Source organism: Desulfonauticus autotrophicus, from assembly GCF_055381725.1.
Genome location: NZ_AP042395.1, coordinates 309,177 through 325,922, shown reverse-complemented (window position 1 = coordinate 325,922; position 16,746 = coordinate 309,177). Strand labels below are relative to the sequence as shown.

Sequence of the window (16,746 nt, the reverse complement as noted above, 5' to 3'; positions counted from 1 at the left end):
AGACCGGAGAAAAAGAGTCAAGATATTTGGCACGATTTTTGAGTGATTTTAAGAAAAGTCTTTTAGGGCCTTGGCCCGAAGAGAGTGCAAGATTGCCCCTGATCTGGAACCCAAGTTTTGATGGGCTGGAGGAAGTTTTACCCTTTGAATCACTTTTAAGTCCTGTAAGGCTTGCTCCAAATAATCTATCCCCTGATCCAAACGCACCAATTTAAAAAAAGGCTCAAAGATTTCCTGAGGTAAACTCAAAAGCAACTTTACCCTGGTTCCAGGTCTTAAGCTGGTATACTTTCCAGCTAGCATGTGATACCTGCAGGCAATAGCTCCATATTTAAGCATTTTTTTGGGCAAGGGTAATTTTTTAGCCAAATCTTTTAAAACTGTCCTTCCTTTTTCCTCGTGACCATAGTGATGGGGAAGAAGCTCAGCAGGAGTTAGAACTTTTCCCAGGTCATGACAAAAGGCCAGCCAGGCCCCCCAAAAATCAGGAGCTAAGGCATCCATAAGGTTCAGGGTATGTTCCAGCACGCTTTCTGGATGATATTGTTTAGGTCCTGCTGGAATAAAGGCACTTTCCTGAAGTTGTGCAAACCAGAAGTTAAAGCCACCTATAAGATTTAAAAAACGAAAAAAATTACCTGGTTTTTTAGCCTGCAAAGCCTTAAACAGCTCTCCCCATACCCTTTCAGCACTAAGAGTTTTTATCTTTTCACTTTTTAGCACAGACCAGGAAATATAAAGGAGAGTTGAGTGCAGTTTAAACTCCGGAAGTTCAGACCAAAACCTAGCACTTCTGTATACTCTAAGCGGGTCTTGAAAAAAATTCTTCTTCTCAATGGGTCTAAGAAGTTTATTTTCCAAATCTTTTAAGGCTAAAGGATGGGCATAAAGTTTATTCTTCTGGTCCAGGGCCAGGGCATTTATGGTCAAATCCCTTTTCCCAAGCTCCTCTTCAATGGAAGCACTGGCGCTTAAAGTGTATTCATCTCTTCCCAGCAAAAAAACAGCTTTGCCTTTTCCCACTTTTTTGGCCCGGGGAAACCTGGCTAAAAACTCCTCTTCTGTAGCCTGCAACACTACAAAATCCTTATCCTTTTCTGGTCTTTGTAAAAGCCTGTCTCGGACACTGCCACCGATTAAAAATACCTGCATTTCTTTTACCTTGCTTTTTACCCAGAGCTTCTTTAAAATTTCCTATAGAGGTAATTATGAAGAATCTCAATGTGTTAATCTTGGATAAAGACCCTTACTTTCTGGAGACTTTAAGTAAAAGACTGGCCCTAAGAAAGTTTCAACCTTTTTCCAGTCAATCCTTTTCCAGTGCCCTTAGTTTATTAAATTCTCAACAATTCGTTCTCTTGCTGCTAGATACTGAATTTTTAAGCTCCCAGGACGACTTTAATTCTCTCCAACAAATAGTAGTCACCCACCCCTATCTAAAAATAGCCCTTCTAACAGGCAAAAATAAAGAAAACTTCTCCAATCCTCTAAAACTCCCCACTTTTCCCAAAGAAGATTTGCGAGATTTCTGGGAATTTTTACGCTCCTTTCAGCCAATAAATATTGAAGAAAAGTCCACAGAAGCAGAAACTCCTTCTTCCAGAATTCCCTGGATTATTGGAGAAACGCCGCAAATTCAAGAATTGAAAAAAAGCTCAATAAAATAGCAGTGCTGGATTGTCCGGTTTTAATCATAGGTGAAACAGGAACAGGAAAAGAGCTTATCGCCAAAACCATTCATCGCCTAAGCTTTAGAAGTAAAGAAAAATTTATTGCTATTCACTGTAGCACCTTTAATCCAGAAATATTGTTTAGAGAAATCTTTGGAGAAGAATATCAATATTCCAATCAACAGACTAGAAAACGAAAGGGATTGCTGGAAGCTGTTAATAATGGAACTTTATTTTTACATGAAATAGAAGAATCTCCTTTAATGATTCAAAGCATGCTTCTAAAGTTCATAGAGCATAAAATCTTTATTCCCTATGGGGGAAATGAAGAAATAAAAGCAGATGCAAGAATAATTGCAGCAACCAACAGCAATCTTCAGGAAAAAATAAAAGCAGGAAAATTTAGAGAAGATTTATACTATCGCCTAAATGCTGTATCTCTGGAATTACCTCCTCTTAGAAAAAGAAAAGATGATATTCCTTTACTTGCCTATTACTTTTTAAATAAATACTCCAAGGAATTTAAAAAAAATATAACTAAAATTTCTGTCCAGGCCCTCTACAAATTAAAGGAATACGACTTTCCAGGCAATGTAAGGGAATTAGAATATCTAATAGAACGGGCAGTTATTTTAGCTGAAGGTGAGGAAATTGATACCATTCACTTTCCTTCTCGCTTTAAAAGCGCAATGACTTCTTTTAGGGTAGACAACTTTAAACCCCTGGCGGAAATAGAAAAGGAATATATTTTGCGAGTCTTAAACTATACCAAAGGAAATAAAGTAGAAGCAGCTAAAATACTTGGAATAAGCAGGACATCTTTGTGGAGAAAACTAAAAAACTATAATCTTCCAGAATAAGACCAAAGGGAGGTCTTGACCTCCCTTTGGTTATTCTTCACCTTTTTCTATTTTTTCAGCATCCTCTAAGTCGCCATGCGTGGCCAGCCCAGCAGCAGCCATGGAATCTTCTACCTTATGAGCTAGTTGTTTTAAATAATCCCAAAAACTAGGCATATCAGCCTTGTCAAAATATTCAGACTCTAAGGCATTGGTAGCTTCTTTAACTTTTTCATTACCAAAACCGGTAAGTAAAATGGTATGCAGTTTAGGATCAAATTCTCTCAATCTCTTAATGGTCTCAAGCCCATCTAAACCTGGCATTTTTAAATCCACTACTGCTGCATAAAAGTGTTCTTTTTTAGCCAGTTCTAAAGCTTCTTCTCCCGAAGTAGCTGTAACTGGTTCAAAACCTTTTAATTTCACTCTTTCGGCAATAGAGTTTAAAAATTCTTGCTCATCATCAACCAATAAAATCTTAATTTTCTTTTTTGGAGACATAACTATCCCTCATATTTTATAGGTTTAATGCCCACCACTTCCCAAAAGTCCAGAAGCAGCTAAAGCCAGCACCAAAATTTCTGCAATTACAATAGTAGCATAAATTTTATCTTTCTTTTCACATAACCAAAGAACAACACTATATAACATATTATAGTAAGTAAGGCCAAAAAGGCAATACCTAAAAAGTTGATAAAATCACCTTTATTTAGCAAAAAAAGCCAATTCCAGCCTTGGGGAGAATTGGTTATTTCTCTATACTCAGCAACCCCTTTATGCCAGTTTTGGACCACCAAATTTACATCCACATGCGGAGGCAAGATGTGGGCAAGATAGATTATGTAGGTAAGAGTCATAAGCAAAATGCCACCCCAAGCACCCCAAAACAAAATATTGGCATAGGTTATCTGCTGGGGCATAGGCTTAATCATTTCTTCTAATCTTTTATCCATTTTTTACTCCTTAAATCCATATTTTTCGATTATCCAATAATATTCCAGCCCATACCTTTGTCTATGGCTTTAAATCCAGCAAAGATTAAAACTCCAATAACCATATAACGAATAAACTTGGGTTTAGCTACAGCTAAAATTTTAACTCCCAAAAAGGAACCCAGCATAAGTCCAATAATGGAAGGAATGGCCATTAAGGGAATCACACAGCCTTTATTCAAATAAATCCAGGCTGCAGAAGTATCAGTAATAGAAAGTAAAAACTTACTGGTAGCTACAGAAATTTTCAAAGGTACACCCATAACCAGATTTAAAACTGGAACATTAGCCCAGCCAGCTCCAAGCCCAAACATACCAGCCATAACTCCAATAATAATAAATAAAAGAAAACCAACCAAGGTTCTATGGGTTTTCCATTCTACAATTTCTCCAGTACCCTCTTCTTTATAAGCACCCTGAAGTCCAAGGGCTAAACCCAAAGCATCTTGCTTTGTTACTACAGGTTTTTCTGTGTTTTTGGAACATAAAAGCAAAATGGCAATACCCATAATAGTAATACCTAAAGCCACTTGCACATAAGCAGGATTTAAATGAGATAAATAAAGTCCAAGTAGTGCTCCCGCAATAGAGCAAGCAGAAGCAATTAGAGCAATAGGCAAGGTTAAGCGCAAGCTGGCTAAGTTTCTACGCAACAAACCAGGACCTGCGGCTAAAGCTCCTGCTAAAGCCACCATAAGTCCAGCCCCTCTAACAAAATCAATATGAAAGGGGAAAAATCCACTTACTAAAGGAACATAAAGAACGCCTCCACCTACACCAGCTAAAACTGCAATCACTCCCAAAACCAAACAAAAAAAGAATAAAATCAAAGGCCAAAACCACCAGGGCTTCCCACCATTCACAGCACCCTCTGCTGCCAAAGCAAAAAGAGGACTAGCCAAAACCAGACTCAAGGCTAGCAACAATTTCTCAAAGATTTTCTTTACCATAGCCATCTCCTTAGCGTTAAATTATGCAACACGACCCAAACTTTATTCATTTGTGAATTTTATGTCAATAAGTTTAAGTATTACATTTTAAAACTAACCTCAAGCCATAAAGTTTCATCTTTCAACATAAGTTAAAAAGTGAAACTTAAAAATAATACTCTTGGCAGACTTTTTTTGCTTGTCAAAAAATATTTTTTATTTTTATTATTTTTAATAATTACCAACTATTATTAAAAGAGAGGTACCCCATGACTCCTAAGCCCAAAATTTTAATCATCGATGACGAAAAAGATTACTTAGAGACCTTAACGGAACGACTTAAGTTAAGGGGATTTGACTGTCTCATGGCCTTAGACGGAGAATCAGGATTAAAAGTGTTAGCTGCGGAAAAGCCTAAACTTGTTCTTCTGGACCTAAAAATGCCTGGACTAAGTGGACTAGAAGTGTTAAAAATAATCCGCGAACAATATCCTCAAACCAGGGTCATCATTATTACCGGACATGGCTCAGAAAAGAAAAAAAGCTTTGCCTGGAACTGGGGGCAGTAGAATGCTTTAACAAACCTGTGGATTTTAAGGTATTAATTAAAAAAATAAAAGAAATTTTATAAAATTAAAATGTTAAAAAAAATTATACAGCAAATATCTCCTCCTTTTTTGAAGGGAACTAATATCTATAAAGAAGAACAAGAACTTTTTAATTACCGCAATTTATGGATAGGCGTAATACTCCTAATCTCTTTTGTCTCTATACTCCCTCTTCTCATCCTAACCTTCCTGAATTTAAACATCTATGAAAAATATATCCAGGCAGAAGTCGAGTATCCTTTAGTTCGCCTTATATCCAATACTCAAAAGTCAATTAACTTCTTTATTACTCAAAAAAAATCAGCTTTAAAATTTATTGTACTAAATACCCCCTATGAAGAAATAAAAAAAACTTCTGTCTTAGGTAAAATATACTTAGATTTAAAAACTTCTTTTGGCAATATCGTAGATTTAGGTATAATAGATTCTCAAGGGATACAAATAAATTATGTTGGTCCTTATGAACTTAAGGGAAAAAACTACAAACAACAAGACTGGTATAAAGAAGTTTTGATTAAAGAAGAGTATATAAGTGATGTTTTTTTAGGTTATAGAAATACCCCCCACTTTACCATATCTATAAAACAAAATATTTCTAATGGAGATTTTTTTATCTTAAGAACAACAATTGATACTTCCCAATTAATTAATCTCCTGGGCAGTTTAGAACTGGATGAGAATAGCGATGCTTTTATTTTAAATCAAAATAATGTTTTTCAAACTCCTTCAAAATTCTTTGGAGATGTTTTAGAAATTTTTTCCCCTCAAAATATAAAATGTATTCCAGATAGTAAAATTTGTGAGTTTAGCGACTCTACGGGAAAAACTTGGATTTTTGGAAAAGAAAAGATAAAAGGGACACCTTTTAGTTTTGTTTTAGTAAAAAAGCCTACCATATTGAAAAGTGGACTAAGTATATTAAAAAAAGAGACCTTAGCTACTTTAGTCTTAGGAATAGCAATTGTCTTGGTAGTAGTTGTAATTATCTCTACCAAGCTGGTCACAAAAATTTATTATGCAGATCTTAGGAGAGCAGCCCTAATTCATAAGGTAGAGCATACCAATAAACTTGCCTCTATAGGACGTCTAGCTGCAGGTGTAGCCCATGAAATAAACAATCCTTTAGCCATTATCAATGAAACTGCAGGACTAATTAAGGATATTTTTACTTTTTCCGACCAATACAAAGAAGACAAAAAACTTCTCTCTTTAATTGACTCCATCTTGAAACAAGTGGATAGATGTAGAACTATTACCCATAGGCTTCTTGGCTTTGCCAGACATATTGATGTAAAAATAGAAGAAGTAGATTTACAGACACTATTGGAAGAAGTTTTAAGTTTTCTGGAAAAAGAAGCCCAATATAGAGATATTCACGTTAACATAACCAAAACTCAAGAAATACCTCTTATTCAAAGTGATCGCAGCAAACTTCAACAAATCTTTTTAAATATAATCAATAATGCCTTTGCTGCTGTTAAGAAAGGAGGGCATATAGACATCACTCTTGACTACCTGAAAGAAAAGGACATGGTCAAAGTAGCTATTAAAGATGATGGCATTGGCATCTCCCCTGAAAACCTGAAAAAAATCTTTGACCCCTTCTTTTCCACTAAAAAAGACCAGGGAGGTACTGGTCTGGGACTATCCATCACCTATGGCCTGGTTAAAAAGTTAAAAGGGGAGATTCAGGTAGAAAGCCAAGTAGGAAAAGGTACTACCTTTTTTATTTTTCTGCCTGTAAAAGCTAAGGAGGCATAAGGAGGATTATAAATTGCGAGTTTTACTTGTAGATGACGAACAAGAATTAGTAGAAGCTCTGGTGGAAAGGCTAAAGTTTAGGGGCATTGAAGCCGATTTTGCCACTACTAAAGAAAAAGCCCTGAAATTGATTCAAGAAAAAAAATATGATGTGGCTGTGTTGGATATGAAAATGCCCAAAATCAGCGGCCTGGAAATCATGGAAGAGTTAAAAAAAATTCAACCTAAATTAAAAATCGGTTTTTTAACTGGACATGGTTCTAAGGAAGACCTTAAAGAGTGCTCTTTAAAAGGCGGGTGTTTTTATCTGGTAAAACCAGTTGATTTTGAAGACTTTTTTAATAAACTAAAAGAACTAGAGGAAAAATAAATGGACCTATCCAATCCTTTATGGGACTTAATTCAAATCAAAGGACAAATAACGGCCAGTATTTCCCATGAGCTAAAAAACTGCCTAGCTATTATTCAGGAAAAAAGTGGACTTTTAGAAGACCTTATAGAGTTAAGTGAAGAAGATAATAATACTTTAAGCCTGGAAAAAATAAAAGAAATTACAACTTCTATCTTCAATCAAACAGTAAGAGCCAACAAGATTGTGCAAAACCTGAATAAATTAGCCCACACTCCAGACGACAAATGTCTCAATATAGACATAAGCGAATATTTAAGTTTAAGCCTTAGTGTCTATAAAAGAATAGCAGACATGAAAAATATAGAATTAACTTTAACTTCTCCAGAATCTTTCCAATACTCTACTCAACCCTTTATTTTTTTAGGTCTGATTATATCTATCTTAAACGATTTTACTCAACAAGAAGAAAATAAAGAAAAAAAACTTTCTTTTCTGGTCAAGAAAAACAAAATTTATATAGAACCACAAATTAAAGTAAGTTCCAAAAGTGAGCAAATAGCTAGCCTGTTAAACATTACACTGGAAGAAAAAAACAACACTCTTTGTATAAACTTAACTTAAATCTAAAAACTAAAAGGAGATTAACTTATGGAAAACACTAAAGTTTTAATCGTAGATGACGAAAAAGAGTTTTGTGAAACCTTGGCTGAAAGAATGAAAGCTAGGGGACTAGAGGTCTTAACCGCCACCTCAGGAGATGAAGCCTTAAAAAAACTTCAAGAAAAAAATGTGGATACTATCATTTTAGATTTGGTTATGCCTGGCATGGATGGCTTGGAAACTCTTCAAAAAATCAAGAGTACTATGCCAGAGCTACAAATTATTCTCCTGACAGGGCAGGCCACAGTAAAAAAGGGAATAGAAGCCATGAAACTGGGCGCTTTTGATTTTGTGGAAAAACCTGCAGACATTCAACAACTTTTATCTCTAATCAAAGAAGCCAAAAACAAGAAAATGATTTTAGTGGAAAAAAAGAATGAGGAAAAAATAAAATCCATTTTGCAAGAAAAAGGATGGTAACCCTTACTTGTTACTAATTTGTTCCTACTTTTTAGCAAAAATATTAGGAAAGAAAAATTTAGTTGCTATATTTATGGGGCTGGTTATAAAGTAAAGAAAAATATTCTTGCACAAGGAGAAAAGGGAGAATGAAATTTCTAAAAAAGTCCATTGGTCTAAAGGTGGGGGTAATTTCTAGCTTAATTTTAATTATTATCTTTTCCCTTCTCTTTATTACCAATTATTCCAGGCAAAAATCCTCTTCTATTGCTTCCATTAAGGAATCAGCCCTAAAATTATCTGACCTGCTTTTAAAAGCCATTGAAGAACCCATGACCACGGGTGATGACGAAGGCACAGAGAAAAAATTTCTCCAGCTGGGCAAACAATACCCAGATATTCACATCTATCTTACAGATTTTAGAGGCGATATCTGTTATGCCACCAAAAAGGAAGAAGAGCGTAAATCTTACTTAAAGGACCTTCCTAAAGACTCTAAAGTGCAAGAATTGGTAAAAGCCAGCCTAAAAACAGCAGGCACATACAATACCATAGCAGAAATGGAGGGCATACCCTATTTTGTAAACATTACTTCAATAAAAAATGAACCCTCCTGTTATCACTGCCATGGCAAAAGTGAGCCCATTTTGGGAAGCTTGATTGTAGAGCAAAGCATTGCCAAAGAAATAACCACCCTGAACACCAACCAGATCATTTCTGGAGGAATTACTGTTGGAGGGCTCATTTTCCTGGTAGTTGTTTTAAATATCTTTTTACGCAAAACAGTGGTGGAAAAAATAGTGTTGGTCTCTGACACTGCTCAAAAAGTAAGTCAGGGAGACCTTACTGCAGAAGTAAAAGCCAACTGGGAAGACGAACTGGGTATTTTAGCTAATTCTATCAATACCATGGTTAAAAACATGCGAGGCCTTATTGGAGAGGTGGTATCTGGAGTAAATATTCTGGCAGATTCCTCCAGTGAGCTCAATCAGGTGTCCAAAGAACTGGTGGATATAGCCGAGGAAAATGCTCAAAAAGCCAATTTGGTAGCCACAGCTTCAGAGGAAATGAGTGTGAACATGAACAATGTAGCTGATGCAACCAGGGAAACCACCAACAACATCAACACTGTGGCCAGTGCTGCTGAAGAAATGAGCGTTACCATCAATGAAATTGCTGCCAACACAGGAAAGGCCAAGGAAATTACCAATCATGCTGTAGGTATTGCCCAGGAAACTTCCACAGAAGTAAATGAACTGGGAGTGGTTGCCCACGAGATTAATACCGTGCTGGAAACCATAAACGCCATTTCTTCTCAAACCAACCTCCTGGCCTTGAATGCCACCATCGAAGCAGCCAGAGCAGGAGAAGCAGGTAAGGGCTTTGCTGTAGTAGCCAATGAAATTAAAGAATTGGCCCAGCAAACAGCCAAGGCAACTGAAGATATTAAAAATAAAATTCAAGGTATTCAAAGTGCTACAGATAAGACCGTAGGACAAATTGGTAAAATCCTGGAGGTAATCCAGGAAGTGGATGAAATTGTCACCACCATAGCTGCTGCCATTGAAGAACAATCCGTAGCCACCAAAGATATTGCAGAAAACATTGGAATAGCTTCCAGTTCCCTGGAAGAAATAAATAACAATGTGGATGAAGCCTCTAATGTTGCGCAAGATACAGCCAAAGATATTGCTGCCATTAACGAATCTGTAGGCGAAATGAGAGAAAACAGTAATACAGTAGCTTCCAGTGCTAAAGAGTTGCAAGATTTAGCTGCCAAGTTAAAAGAACTTATTGCTAAATTCAAGGTATAGACTTTATTAAAACTAAAAACAAAGAAAAAAGGACATCTAGTATACTAGATGTCCTTTTTCTTAAATAAAGAGTAAAAATAAAAATATTGTTTAAAATTATACGAAACAAATAATCTCAAAATATTTTTTTAATTTAAATTAAGCCCTTATAAAAAAATGGGTATAGCAACAGACATTATTCTTATCATCGTTACTGCTTTTTTTTGCGGTTTACTTTTACAAAAACTGGGACAACCACTCCTTTTAGGATATATTTTAGCAGGAGTTATTCTAGGACCCTATACTGGCGGATTAACCATTCTCAGGTATAAGGGAAATTGAACTATTAGCAGAAATTGGAGTAGCCCTACTCTTGTTTGCCTTGGGACTAGAATTTTCCTTTAAAAAGCTTCGAGCAGTGAAGTGGATTGCCTTGTTTGGAACTCCTCTTCAGATGTTGCTCACTATTGGACTTGGTTTTGGAGTGGGACAATTTTTTGGTTTAGATTGGAAATCATCCCTTTGGCTTGGTGCTTTGACTTCTCTTTCCAGCACCATGGTAACTCTTAAATCTTTAATGGCTCAAGGCTGGATGGGTACTCTTTCCAGCAAAGTTATGATAGCCATGTTAATTGTTCAGGACCTAGCAGTAATTCCCCTGATGATTATTCTCCCTCAGCTAAATAATCCCGTTATAGATTTATCTACCTTAGGCTTTGCTGTTTTAAAAGCCACTGTTTTTATTATAACTATGGTTTTATTGGGGACACGCATAATTCCTAAGTTTATCTCTTACATTGCCAAGCTTGGTTCCAGAGAATTATTTCTTTTAGCTATTACAGCTGTGGGGCTTGGAGTAGGTTATCTTACTCACTTAGTTGGACTTTCCTTTGCCTTTGGAGCCTTTGTAGCTGGTATGGTTTTAAGTGAATCAGATTATGGGCATCAGGCCTTAAGTGATATTATACCCTTACGAGACCTTTTTGGCCTTTTATTTTTTTCCTCAGTGGGAATGCTTTTTAATCCTAAGTTTTTACTCAGTCATATCCAGGAAGTTATCTTATTACTTTTAGTAGTTTGTATAGGAAAGGGCATAATCTTTTCCCTTATTTCCCATATTTTCAAATATCGGAATGTAATACCCTTGGCCCTTGGATTAGGGCTATTTCAGGTGGGGGAATTTTCTTTTGTCTTAGCTAGACTTGGAGTATCTACTGGCTCAATAAATAATGAGCTCTATTCTCTTATCTTAACTGTAGCTATTTTATCCATGGCCATAACTCCCTTTATCTCAAGCCAAACTGCCAGACTTTATGCCCTAAAAAAACGCTGGTTTAAACATGAACAACTGGAAACTTCAAATCTTTCTCCCAAAGAATACGCCAACCATATTGTAATTGCAGGAGGTGGCAGAGTAGGTTCTCAAATTGCCCAAATTTTACAACGCTTCAATATGGAGGTTATAATCATTGAGCTCAATCACAGACGCTTTGAACAGGCAAAAAAGGAAGGACTACCAGTCATCTATGGTGATGCAAGCCAAGATATAGTACTGGAAGCAGCCAAAATTCAAAAAGCCAACCTTCTTATCTTAACCATGTCTGATTTAGTAGCAATCAAAGCCATTATTGCCCAGGCTAAAAATTTAAATCCAAAAATTAAAATTATCAGCCGAGCTGCTGGACCTGACTACCTGGAAGTATTGAAAAATCTTGGAGTTTTGGAGGTGGTATTGCCTGAGTTCGAAGCCAGTCTAGAAATCACACGCCAGGCTCTACTAAATTTAAACATTCCTCCTACAGAAATTCAACGCCAGATTGAAAATACCCGCCAAGAACTCTATGCCAGCTTATTTAACTCGAATAAAAACTATCGTTTACTCTCTCAACTTAGGGGTGTAGAGCAACATTTTGACTTACAATGGATTAGATTATCTCCTGAAAGCCCCATAACCAATAAATCCATTGCAGAGGGTGAAATACGCAAAAATACAGGAGCATCTATTGTGGCTGTAATAAGAAAAGGAGAAATTTTTCCCAATCCTCAACCCAATTTTATTTTAAAGCCAGAAGACATAGTTGGCATCATTGGAGACGAAAAAAGCAGAGAATCCTTCTGTATTTGGGCTACAACTCCCAAAAACTAATTTTTTCTCCAAGCTTAACAACCCAAAAATCATTCCAGCCCAAAACTTACTTAAAAGCCCGCATAGAGTTTAACACAGCCAAGAGAGCCACTCCCACATCAGCAAAAATAGCCATCCACATAGTAGCTAAGCCCAGACTACCCAGAAATAAAACCAGTCCTTTAATCCCAAAGGCCAGGAAAATATTTTGCCAGATTATCTGCAAGGTCTTTTTGCTTCTACTTATGGCTTCTACCAATAAAAGTGGATTATCTTGCATTAAGACCACATCTGCAGATTCCATAGCCATATCCACGCCCTTTTCTCCCATGGCAATTCCAACATCAGCAAGCCTTAACATGGGAGCATCATTTATCCCATCTCCCACACAAGCAACAGCTTCTTTTTGGGATTTTTCTTGAAGTAATTTTTCCAGATGAAAAACCTTATCCTGAGGTAACAACCCTGCAAATACTTCCTTTATTCCCAAGTAATTGGCTATTTTTAAAGCTATCTCAGGCACATCTCCTGTAAGGAGCACATGCCTTTTTATTCCCATCTTTTGTAGTAGTTGCAAGGTCTTTTTAGATTCTGGTTTTAGTTCGTCTTCAATCACAATAGAACCTTTAAACTCCCCGGCATAAGCCAGGTAAACTTCAGTTCCAGCTTCCCCATTGCCTTTTACTGCTATCCTGTTTTCCTCTAAAAAGTCTTTACTGCCCAGAAGAACTGGTCTTCCCTTTACCTCCCCTCTTACACCCTTGCCTTCAACTACTTCCACTTTTTGTACCTCATCTTGCAAAAGAAGGCCCTTCTTCTGGGCCTCTTCTAAAATGGAGTTGGCAATGGGATGATTTACTTTGCTCTCCAATAAGGCAGCTAAAAATAATACTTCCTCTTCGCTACTAGAAGGGGCTGGTAAAATCTTTTTCACTTTAAAATTACCCTTAGTAAGGGTACCTGTCTTATCCCAAACTACAGTTTTCACCCTGCTAAGCAATTCCAGATAACTTGCTCCCTTGACCAAAATGCCCTTTTTAGAAGCTCCGCCAATACCAGCAAAAAACCCCAAAGGAATAGACAAAACCAGGGCACAGGGGCAGGAAATCACCAGAAAAACAAGTCCTCGATAAAGCCAGGTAGAAAAGGAAGCATCTCCTAAGCTTACAAGCCCCCACTTGACCAGAAGAGGAGGTAAAAAGGCAATAAGTAAAGCCAGGCCAACCACCACAGGCGTATAAACCTTAGCCAAACGCGTAATCATCTTTTCCACTCTGGCCTTTTTAGCACCTGATTTTTCCACCAATTCCAGCACCTTGGCCAAAGCTGACTCTCTGTAGGGATGGGTCACCCTTATCTTAAGGAGGCCACTGCCATTTACGCTACCACCCAGAACCTTTTTTCCTGGACGCACTCTTTTAGGCACACCCTCTCCAGTCAAGGCCGAGGTGTCCACAAAAGAAATTCCTTCTATAACTTCTCCATCCAAAGGAATCCTTTCTCCAGGCTGAACCTCTATTATTTCCCTTACCTTTACTTCTTCTGGTGGCAACAATACTTCTGTGCCCAATCTAAGCACTCTAGCGACCTCTGGTTTTAAGGCTAAAAGAGAAGAAATGGTTCTCCTGGACTTATCTAAGGCCTTTTCTTGCAAATGCTCTCCTACTTTGAAAAATAGCATTACTGCACAGGCTTCAGCATAGGCAGCAATAAAAAAGGCTCCCATACTAGCTATGGACATCAAAAACATTTCATCCAGGATAAGTCCTTTTAATATACTTTTAAAGGCAGAAAATAAGATATCATAACCTAAAAAGAGATAACTTAAGAGATAAAGATACACGCTAAAAGAAAAGTTAAAAAAATGCTCGCTTATTAAAGCAAGTCCAAAAAACAAACTCCCCAATCCTATGCTTAAGTAAAAAGCCCTGTTCTCACTTTTTACTTCTTCTTTAGAAAGGGGAAGAGTACAACTCCCAGAAGAACAACAACTACAACCATTGGCCATTTTACCTTTCCTCCAAAATATGCTCTAAAGCCTGAGCTAAAAGCAAATACACATGTTCATCATCCAAAGAATAAAAAATATTTTTACCCTCTCGCCTGAATTTGACCAGCTTGGCGCCCCTAAGTAAACGCAATTGATGGGACACAGCAGAAACACTCATTTTCACGCTTTCACTCAGACAACATACTGCCAATTCCTTTTGCTTGAGCAAAGTGAGCAAAATCTTGAGTCTGGTGGGGTCAGAAAGAATCTTAAAAATATCTGCTAGCTCTAAAATAAGCTCTTCCCTTTCCTCTTCTTCCCCAAAATCCAGAATTTCCAAATCTTCAGCCCTAAGCCCATGCTTACACTTACTCATTCTCTCACTCCAAAATAAAACATTTGAACATATATTCAAACGTTGAATAATTATTTTCCCTTTCAGGGTCAAGAAAAATATTTTCTAAAAAGACTATTTTTCAATTTTAAGTAAAAATAAGTTGTTGAATATTGCTTTTTTTTTTAATTAAACTAAAAAAATGAAAATCATTATTCATCGCAAGGCCTTAAAATACCTGGAAGAACGTCAGGCTGAAGATATTAGCATAACTTTAGCAGAAATAGATACCAACTGCCCCATTGGCACGGCCAAGGAGATTCGGGTGATTTTGGAAAAACCTCAAAATCTAAAATCATATCGCTGGAAAAAAGTGGATAATTACCACTTCTTTATAGATAGAAGACTTAGGGAAATCGGTCCCATTGTTTTAAAAAAACAGGGATTCTGGAAATTTAGCTCTCTATATGTAGAAGGATTGCAAGTGCCTCTATAAAATAGCCAATCACCTCTTTGTACAGGGGAGGTAAAATTAAAAGGAGGGAGGTTTTTTATTATGAACTCGTTACTGTTAGCTCTGTTGGTAGGTGTGGGCTATGTTGTAGCCTATAACACCTATGGAAGGTTTTTGGGTAAAAAAATCTTTCAACTAGCTGCAGACAAAGTCTGCCCATCTCATGAACTAAGGGATGATATTGACTTTGTCCCTACCAACAAACACGTTCTTTTTGGTCACCACTTTACTTCCATTGCTGGTTTAGGACCTATTGTAGGACCAGCAGTAGCCCTAATCTGGGGTTGGGTCCCAGCAATGATCTGGGTTTTTGTTGGTTCTATATTCTTAGGAGCAGTACATGATTTTGGAGCCTTAATTGTCTCCCTAAGACACAATGGCCGCTCCATTGGAGATATTTCTGGCGACCTTATTTCCCCTCGGGTACGCATTCTCTTTTTGCTTATTATTTTCTTTTTACTCCTTCTGGTAATTGCAGTTTTTGCCCTGGTTATTGCCATTCTCTTTGACATGTATCCCCAGGCTGTTATTCCTGTCTGGCTGGAAATACCCATTGCTGTTATTCTTGGTTATCAGGTCTATAAAAAAGGTGCCAGCCATACCTTCTGGGGAATTATTGCGGTTATTGTAATGTACATTACTGTAGTTATTGGTGCCTATGTTCCTGTAGATTTAAAGGCCTTGGGGCTTAGTCCCAGTGGAGCCATAATCACCTGGATGATTATTCTCTATATCTACGCTTATATTGCTTCTACTTTGCCTGTACAAACCCTTTTGCAGCCAAGAGATTACATTAACTCTCACCAGTTACTCATTGCTCTGGGATTATTAGCTTTGGGAGTTATTGTTGCCCATCCCCAAATTACAGCTCCTGCCATCAATCCCAATCCTCAGGGCGCTCCTTCCATGTGGCCCTTTCTCTTTGTAATTATTGCCTGTGGAGCTATTTCTGGTTTCCACTCTCTGGTCAGTTCTGGGACTTCTTCTAAACAATGTTATTCTGAAGAAGATGCCCGTTTTATTGGCTATGGCGCCATGCTCATGGAAGGAAGTTTATCCACCCTGGTTATCATTTCTGTAGCTGCAGGACTTGGACTTGGGCTCATAACCAAAGATGGCACCTTTTTTGGCACAGAAGCCTTTACTCATTACTACTCTTCCTGGGCAGCTGTTAGTGGTTTGGGAGCTAAGATAAATGCCTTTGTGCAAGGTGGAGCCAATTTAATTGAATCTTATGGTATTCCTAAAAATATCACGGTAACTATTATGGGTGTATTTCTGGTTTCTTTTGCTGCCACCACCCTGGACACTGCTACTAGGTTGCAACGCTACATTATTGGCGAGCTGGCTATTGCCTGTAAGGTACCTGCTTTGGCCAACAGACATCCTGCCACTATGATTGCTGTACTTACTGCCTTTATTCTGTCCTTTTACAATGGTTCTGGAAAGGGTGCTCTTACCCTCTGGCCTCTTTTTGGTACTGCCAACCAGCTCTTAGCTGGCCTTGCTTTGCTGGTAATCACTGTCTATCTGGTAAAGAAAAAAATACCCACTATTTATACAGTTATTCCCATGGTTTTCATGATTGCCATGACTGGTTGGGCCATGGTTTTAAACCTGAAAAAATTCTACGCTACCCAAAACTGGATTTTAGTAATTATTGGTGGAATTATTTTCTTACTGGAAATCTGGATGATTATAGAGGCTTTTCTCCTGGTGAAAAAGCCTTCTGCTCCAGAAAAGGCTGTGGCCTAAAAAAACTACTGCCCTTAAAACCAAA

18 protein-coding genes are annotated in these 16,746 nt (G+C 37.5%); 12 read left to right on the top strand and 6 right to left on the bottom strand.

The genetic code is table 11. The features are described 5' to 3' along the window. Window positions 1-48: 48 nt before the first annotated feature. On the bottom strand, window positions 49-1,152 hold the full coding sequence (locus ACZ42F_RS01900) for an HD domain-containing protein (protein ID WP_464279544.1): 1,104 nt from the start codon (window positions 1,150-1,152) through the stop codon (window positions 49-51). Window positions 1,153-1,208: 56 nt separating this feature from the next. On the opposite strand from ACZ42F_RS01900, the gene ACZ42F_RS01895 reads away from it, so the two are divergent. Both ACZ42F_RS01895 and ACZ42F_RS01890 read left to right on the top strand, forming a co-directional pair. Further along, window positions 1,209-1,667 (top strand): hypothetical protein, encoded by a 459-nt coding sequence (locus ACZ42F_RS01895; RefSeq protein WP_464279543.1) that lies wholly within the window; start codon window positions 1,209-1,211, stop codon window positions 1,665-1,667. Window positions 1,668-1,669: 2 nt separating this feature from the next. Beyond that, window positions 1,670-2,530, top strand: coding sequence for a sigma 54-interacting transcriptional regulator (locus tag ACZ42F_RS01890; RefSeq protein WP_464279542.1), 861 nt, complete (start codon window positions 1,670-1,672; stop codon window positions 2,528-2,530). A gap of 30 nt (window positions 2,531-2,560) precedes the next feature. On the opposite strand, the gene ACZ42F_RS01885 is transcribed toward ACZ42F_RS01890, so the two are convergent. From ACZ42F_RS01885 to ACZ42F_RS01875, 3 genes are all read right to left on the bottom strand, one after another. Continuing rightward, complete coding sequence (locus tag ACZ42F_RS01885) at window positions 2,561-3,010, bottom strand: response regulator (RefSeq protein WP_464279541.1); 450 nt, start codon at window positions 3,008-3,010, stop codon at window positions 2,561-2,563. Window positions 3,011-3,096: 86 nt separating this feature from the next. Beyond that, a complete protein-coding gene (locus tag ACZ42F_RS01880; protein WP_464279540.1) occupies window positions 3,097-3,462 on the bottom strand; it encodes a DUF1634 domain-containing protein in 366 nt (121 codons plus the stop codon). 29 nt (window positions 3,463-3,491) lie between these two features. Next, complete coding sequence (locus tag ACZ42F_RS01875) at window positions 3,492-4,451, bottom strand: sulfite exporter TauE/SafE family protein (protein ID WP_464279539.1); 960 nt, start codon at window positions 4,449-4,451, stop codon at window positions 3,492-3,494. Window positions 4,452-4,699: 248 nt separating this feature from the next. Between ACZ42F_RS01875 and ACZ42F_RS01870 the strand changes: the two genes are divergently transcribed. The 8 genes from ACZ42F_RS01870 to ACZ42F_RS01835 all read left to right on the top strand — a co-directional run bounded on the left by ACZ42F_RS01870 (window position 4,700) and on the right by ACZ42F_RS01835 (window position 12,149). Next, window positions 4,700-4,999, top strand: a complete 300-nt coding sequence (locus tag ACZ42F_RS01870; protein ID WP_464279538.1) for a response regulator — start codon at window positions 4,700-4,702, stop codon at window positions 4,997-4,999. Window positions 5,000-5,068: 69 nt separating this feature from the next. Further along, on the top strand, window positions 5,069-6,799 hold the full coding sequence (locus tag ACZ42F_RS01865; protein WP_464279537.1) for a sensor histidine kinase: 1,731 nt from the start codon (window positions 5,069-5,071) through the stop codon (window positions 6,797-6,799). A gap of 13 nt (window positions 6,800-6,812) precedes the next feature. Then, window positions 6,813-7,169 (top strand): response regulator, encoded by a 357-nt coding sequence (locus tag ACZ42F_RS01860; RefSeq protein WP_464279536.1) that lies wholly within the window; start codon window positions 6,813-6,815, stop codon window positions 7,167-7,169. Further along, window positions 7,170-7,772, top strand: coding sequence for an ATP-binding protein (locus tag ACZ42F_RS01855; RefSeq protein ID WP_029966080.1), 603 nt, complete (start codon window positions 7,170-7,172; stop codon window positions 7,770-7,772). Between the two features lie 27 nt (window positions 7,773-7,799). Then, on the top strand, window positions 7,800-8,231 hold the full coding sequence (locus ACZ42F_RS01850; RefSeq protein ID WP_029966078.1) for a response regulator: 432 nt from the start codon (window positions 7,800-7,802) through the stop codon (window positions 8,229-8,231). 128 nt (window positions 8,232-8,359) lie between these two features. Then, complete coding sequence (locus ACZ42F_RS01845; protein ID WP_464279535.1) at window positions 8,360-10,024, top strand: methyl-accepting chemotaxis protein; 1,665 nt, start codon at window positions 8,360-8,362, stop codon at window positions 10,022-10,024. Window positions 10,025-10,180: 156 nt separating this feature from the next. Further along, on the top strand, window positions 10,181-10,345 hold the full coding sequence (locus ACZ42F_RS01840) for a hypothetical protein (protein WP_464279534.1): 165 nt from the start codon (window positions 10,181-10,183) through the stop codon (window positions 10,343-10,345). Window positions 10,346-10,385: 40 nt separating this feature from the next. Beyond that, window positions 10,386-12,149, top strand: coding sequence for a monovalent cation:proton antiporter family protein (locus ACZ42F_RS01835; RefSeq protein WP_464279533.1), 1,764 nt, complete (start codon window positions 10,386-10,388; stop codon window positions 12,147-12,149). A 46-nt stretch (window positions 12,150-12,195) separates the two neighbouring features. Here the strand turns inward: ACZ42F_RS01835 and ACZ42F_RS01830 are convergent, their stop codons facing one another. Next, window positions 12,196-14,136 carry a heavy metal translocating P-type ATPase gene (locus ACZ42F_RS01830; RefSeq protein WP_464279532.1) on the bottom strand — a complete coding sequence of 647 codons (1,941 nt, stop codon included), beginning with the start codon at window positions 14,134-14,136 and terminating at the stop codon, window positions 12,196-12,198. A gap of 1 nt (window position 14,137) precedes the next feature. Then, complete coding sequence (locus tag ACZ42F_RS01825; protein WP_029966069.1) at window positions 14,138-14,494, bottom strand: ArsR/SmtB family transcription factor; 357 nt, start codon at window positions 14,492-14,494, stop codon at window positions 14,138-14,140. A 160-nt stretch (window positions 14,495-14,654) separates the two neighbouring features. Here ACZ42F_RS01825 and ACZ42F_RS01820 point away from each other — a divergent pair, with 160 nt between their 5' ends. Continuing rightward, window positions 14,655-14,948 carry a hypothetical protein gene (locus ACZ42F_RS01820; protein WP_029966067.1) on the top strand — a complete coding sequence of 98 codons (294 nt, stop codon included), beginning with the start codon at window positions 14,655-14,657 and terminating at the stop codon, window positions 14,946-14,948. A 60-nt stretch (window positions 14,949-15,008) separates the two neighbouring features. Beyond that, the gene (locus ACZ42F_RS01815) at window positions 15,009-16,721 is read left to right on the top strand and encodes a carbon starvation CstA family protein (RefSeq protein WP_464279531.1); all 1,713 of its coding nucleotides are present in this window, start codon (window positions 15,009-15,011) and stop codon (window positions 16,719-16,721) included. The last annotated feature ends 25 nt before the right edge of the window (window positions 16,722-16,746 follow it).

Bases quoted from the DNA above. Each gene is read 5' to 3' on its own strand.
- ACZ42F_RS01900 (WP_464279544.1), bottom strand. From the start codon at position 1,152: ATGCAGGTATTTTTAATCGGTGGCAGTGTCCGAGACAGGCTTTTACAA.
- ACZ42F_RS01895 (WP_464279543.1), top strand. From the start codon at position 1,209: ATGAAGAATCTCAATGTGTTAATCTTGGATAAAGACCCTTACTTTCTG.
- ACZ42F_RS01885 (WP_464279541.1), bottom strand. From the start codon at position 3,010: ATGTCTCCAAAAAAGAAAATTAAGATTTTATTGGTTGATGATGAGCAA.
- ACZ42F_RS01880 (WP_464279540.1), bottom strand. From the start codon at position 3,462: ATGGATAAAAGATTAGAAGAAATGATTAAGCCTATGCCCCAGCAGATA.
- ACZ42F_RS01875 (WP_464279539.1), bottom strand. From the start codon at position 4,451: ATGGTAAAGAAAATCTTTGAGAAATTGTTGCTAGCCTTGAGTCTGGTT.
- ACZ42F_RS01870 (WP_464279538.1), top strand. From the start codon at position 4,700: ATGACTCCTAAGCCCAAAATTTTAATCATCGATGACGAAAAAGATTAC.
- ACZ42F_RS01865 (WP_464279537.1), top strand. From the start codon at position 5,069: ATGTTAAAAAAAATTATACAGCAAATATCTCCTCCTTTTTTGAAGGGA.
- ACZ42F_RS01855 (WP_029966080.1), top strand. From the start codon at position 7,170: ATGGACCTATCCAATCCTTTATGGGACTTAATTCAAATCAAAGGACAA.
- ACZ42F_RS01850 (WP_029966078.1), top strand. From the start codon at position 7,800: ATGGAAAACACTAAAGTTTTAATCGTAGATGACGAAAAAGAGTTTTGT.
- ACZ42F_RS01845 (WP_464279535.1), top strand. From the start codon at position 8,360: ATGAAATTTCTAAAAAAGTCCATTGGTCTAAAGGTGGGGGTAATTTCT.
- ACZ42F_RS01840 (WP_464279534.1), top strand. From the start codon at position 10,181: ATGGGTATAGCAACAGACATTATTCTTATCATCGTTACTGCTTTTTTT.
- ACZ42F_RS01830 (WP_464279532.1), bottom strand. From the start codon at position 14,136: ATGGCCAATGGTTGTAGTTGTTGTTCTTCTGGGAGTTGTACTCTTCCC.
- ACZ42F_RS01825 (WP_029966069.1), bottom strand. From the start codon at position 14,494: ATGAGTAAGTGTAAGCATGGGCTTAGGGCTGAAGATTTGGAAATTCTG.
- ACZ42F_RS01820 (WP_029966067.1), top strand. From the start codon at position 14,655: ATGAAAATCATTATTCATCGCAAGGCCTTAAAATACCTGGAAGAACGT.
- ACZ42F_RS01815 (WP_464279531.1), top strand. From the start codon at position 15,009: ATGAACTCGTTACTGTTAGCTCTGTTGGTAGGTGTGGGCTATGTTGTA.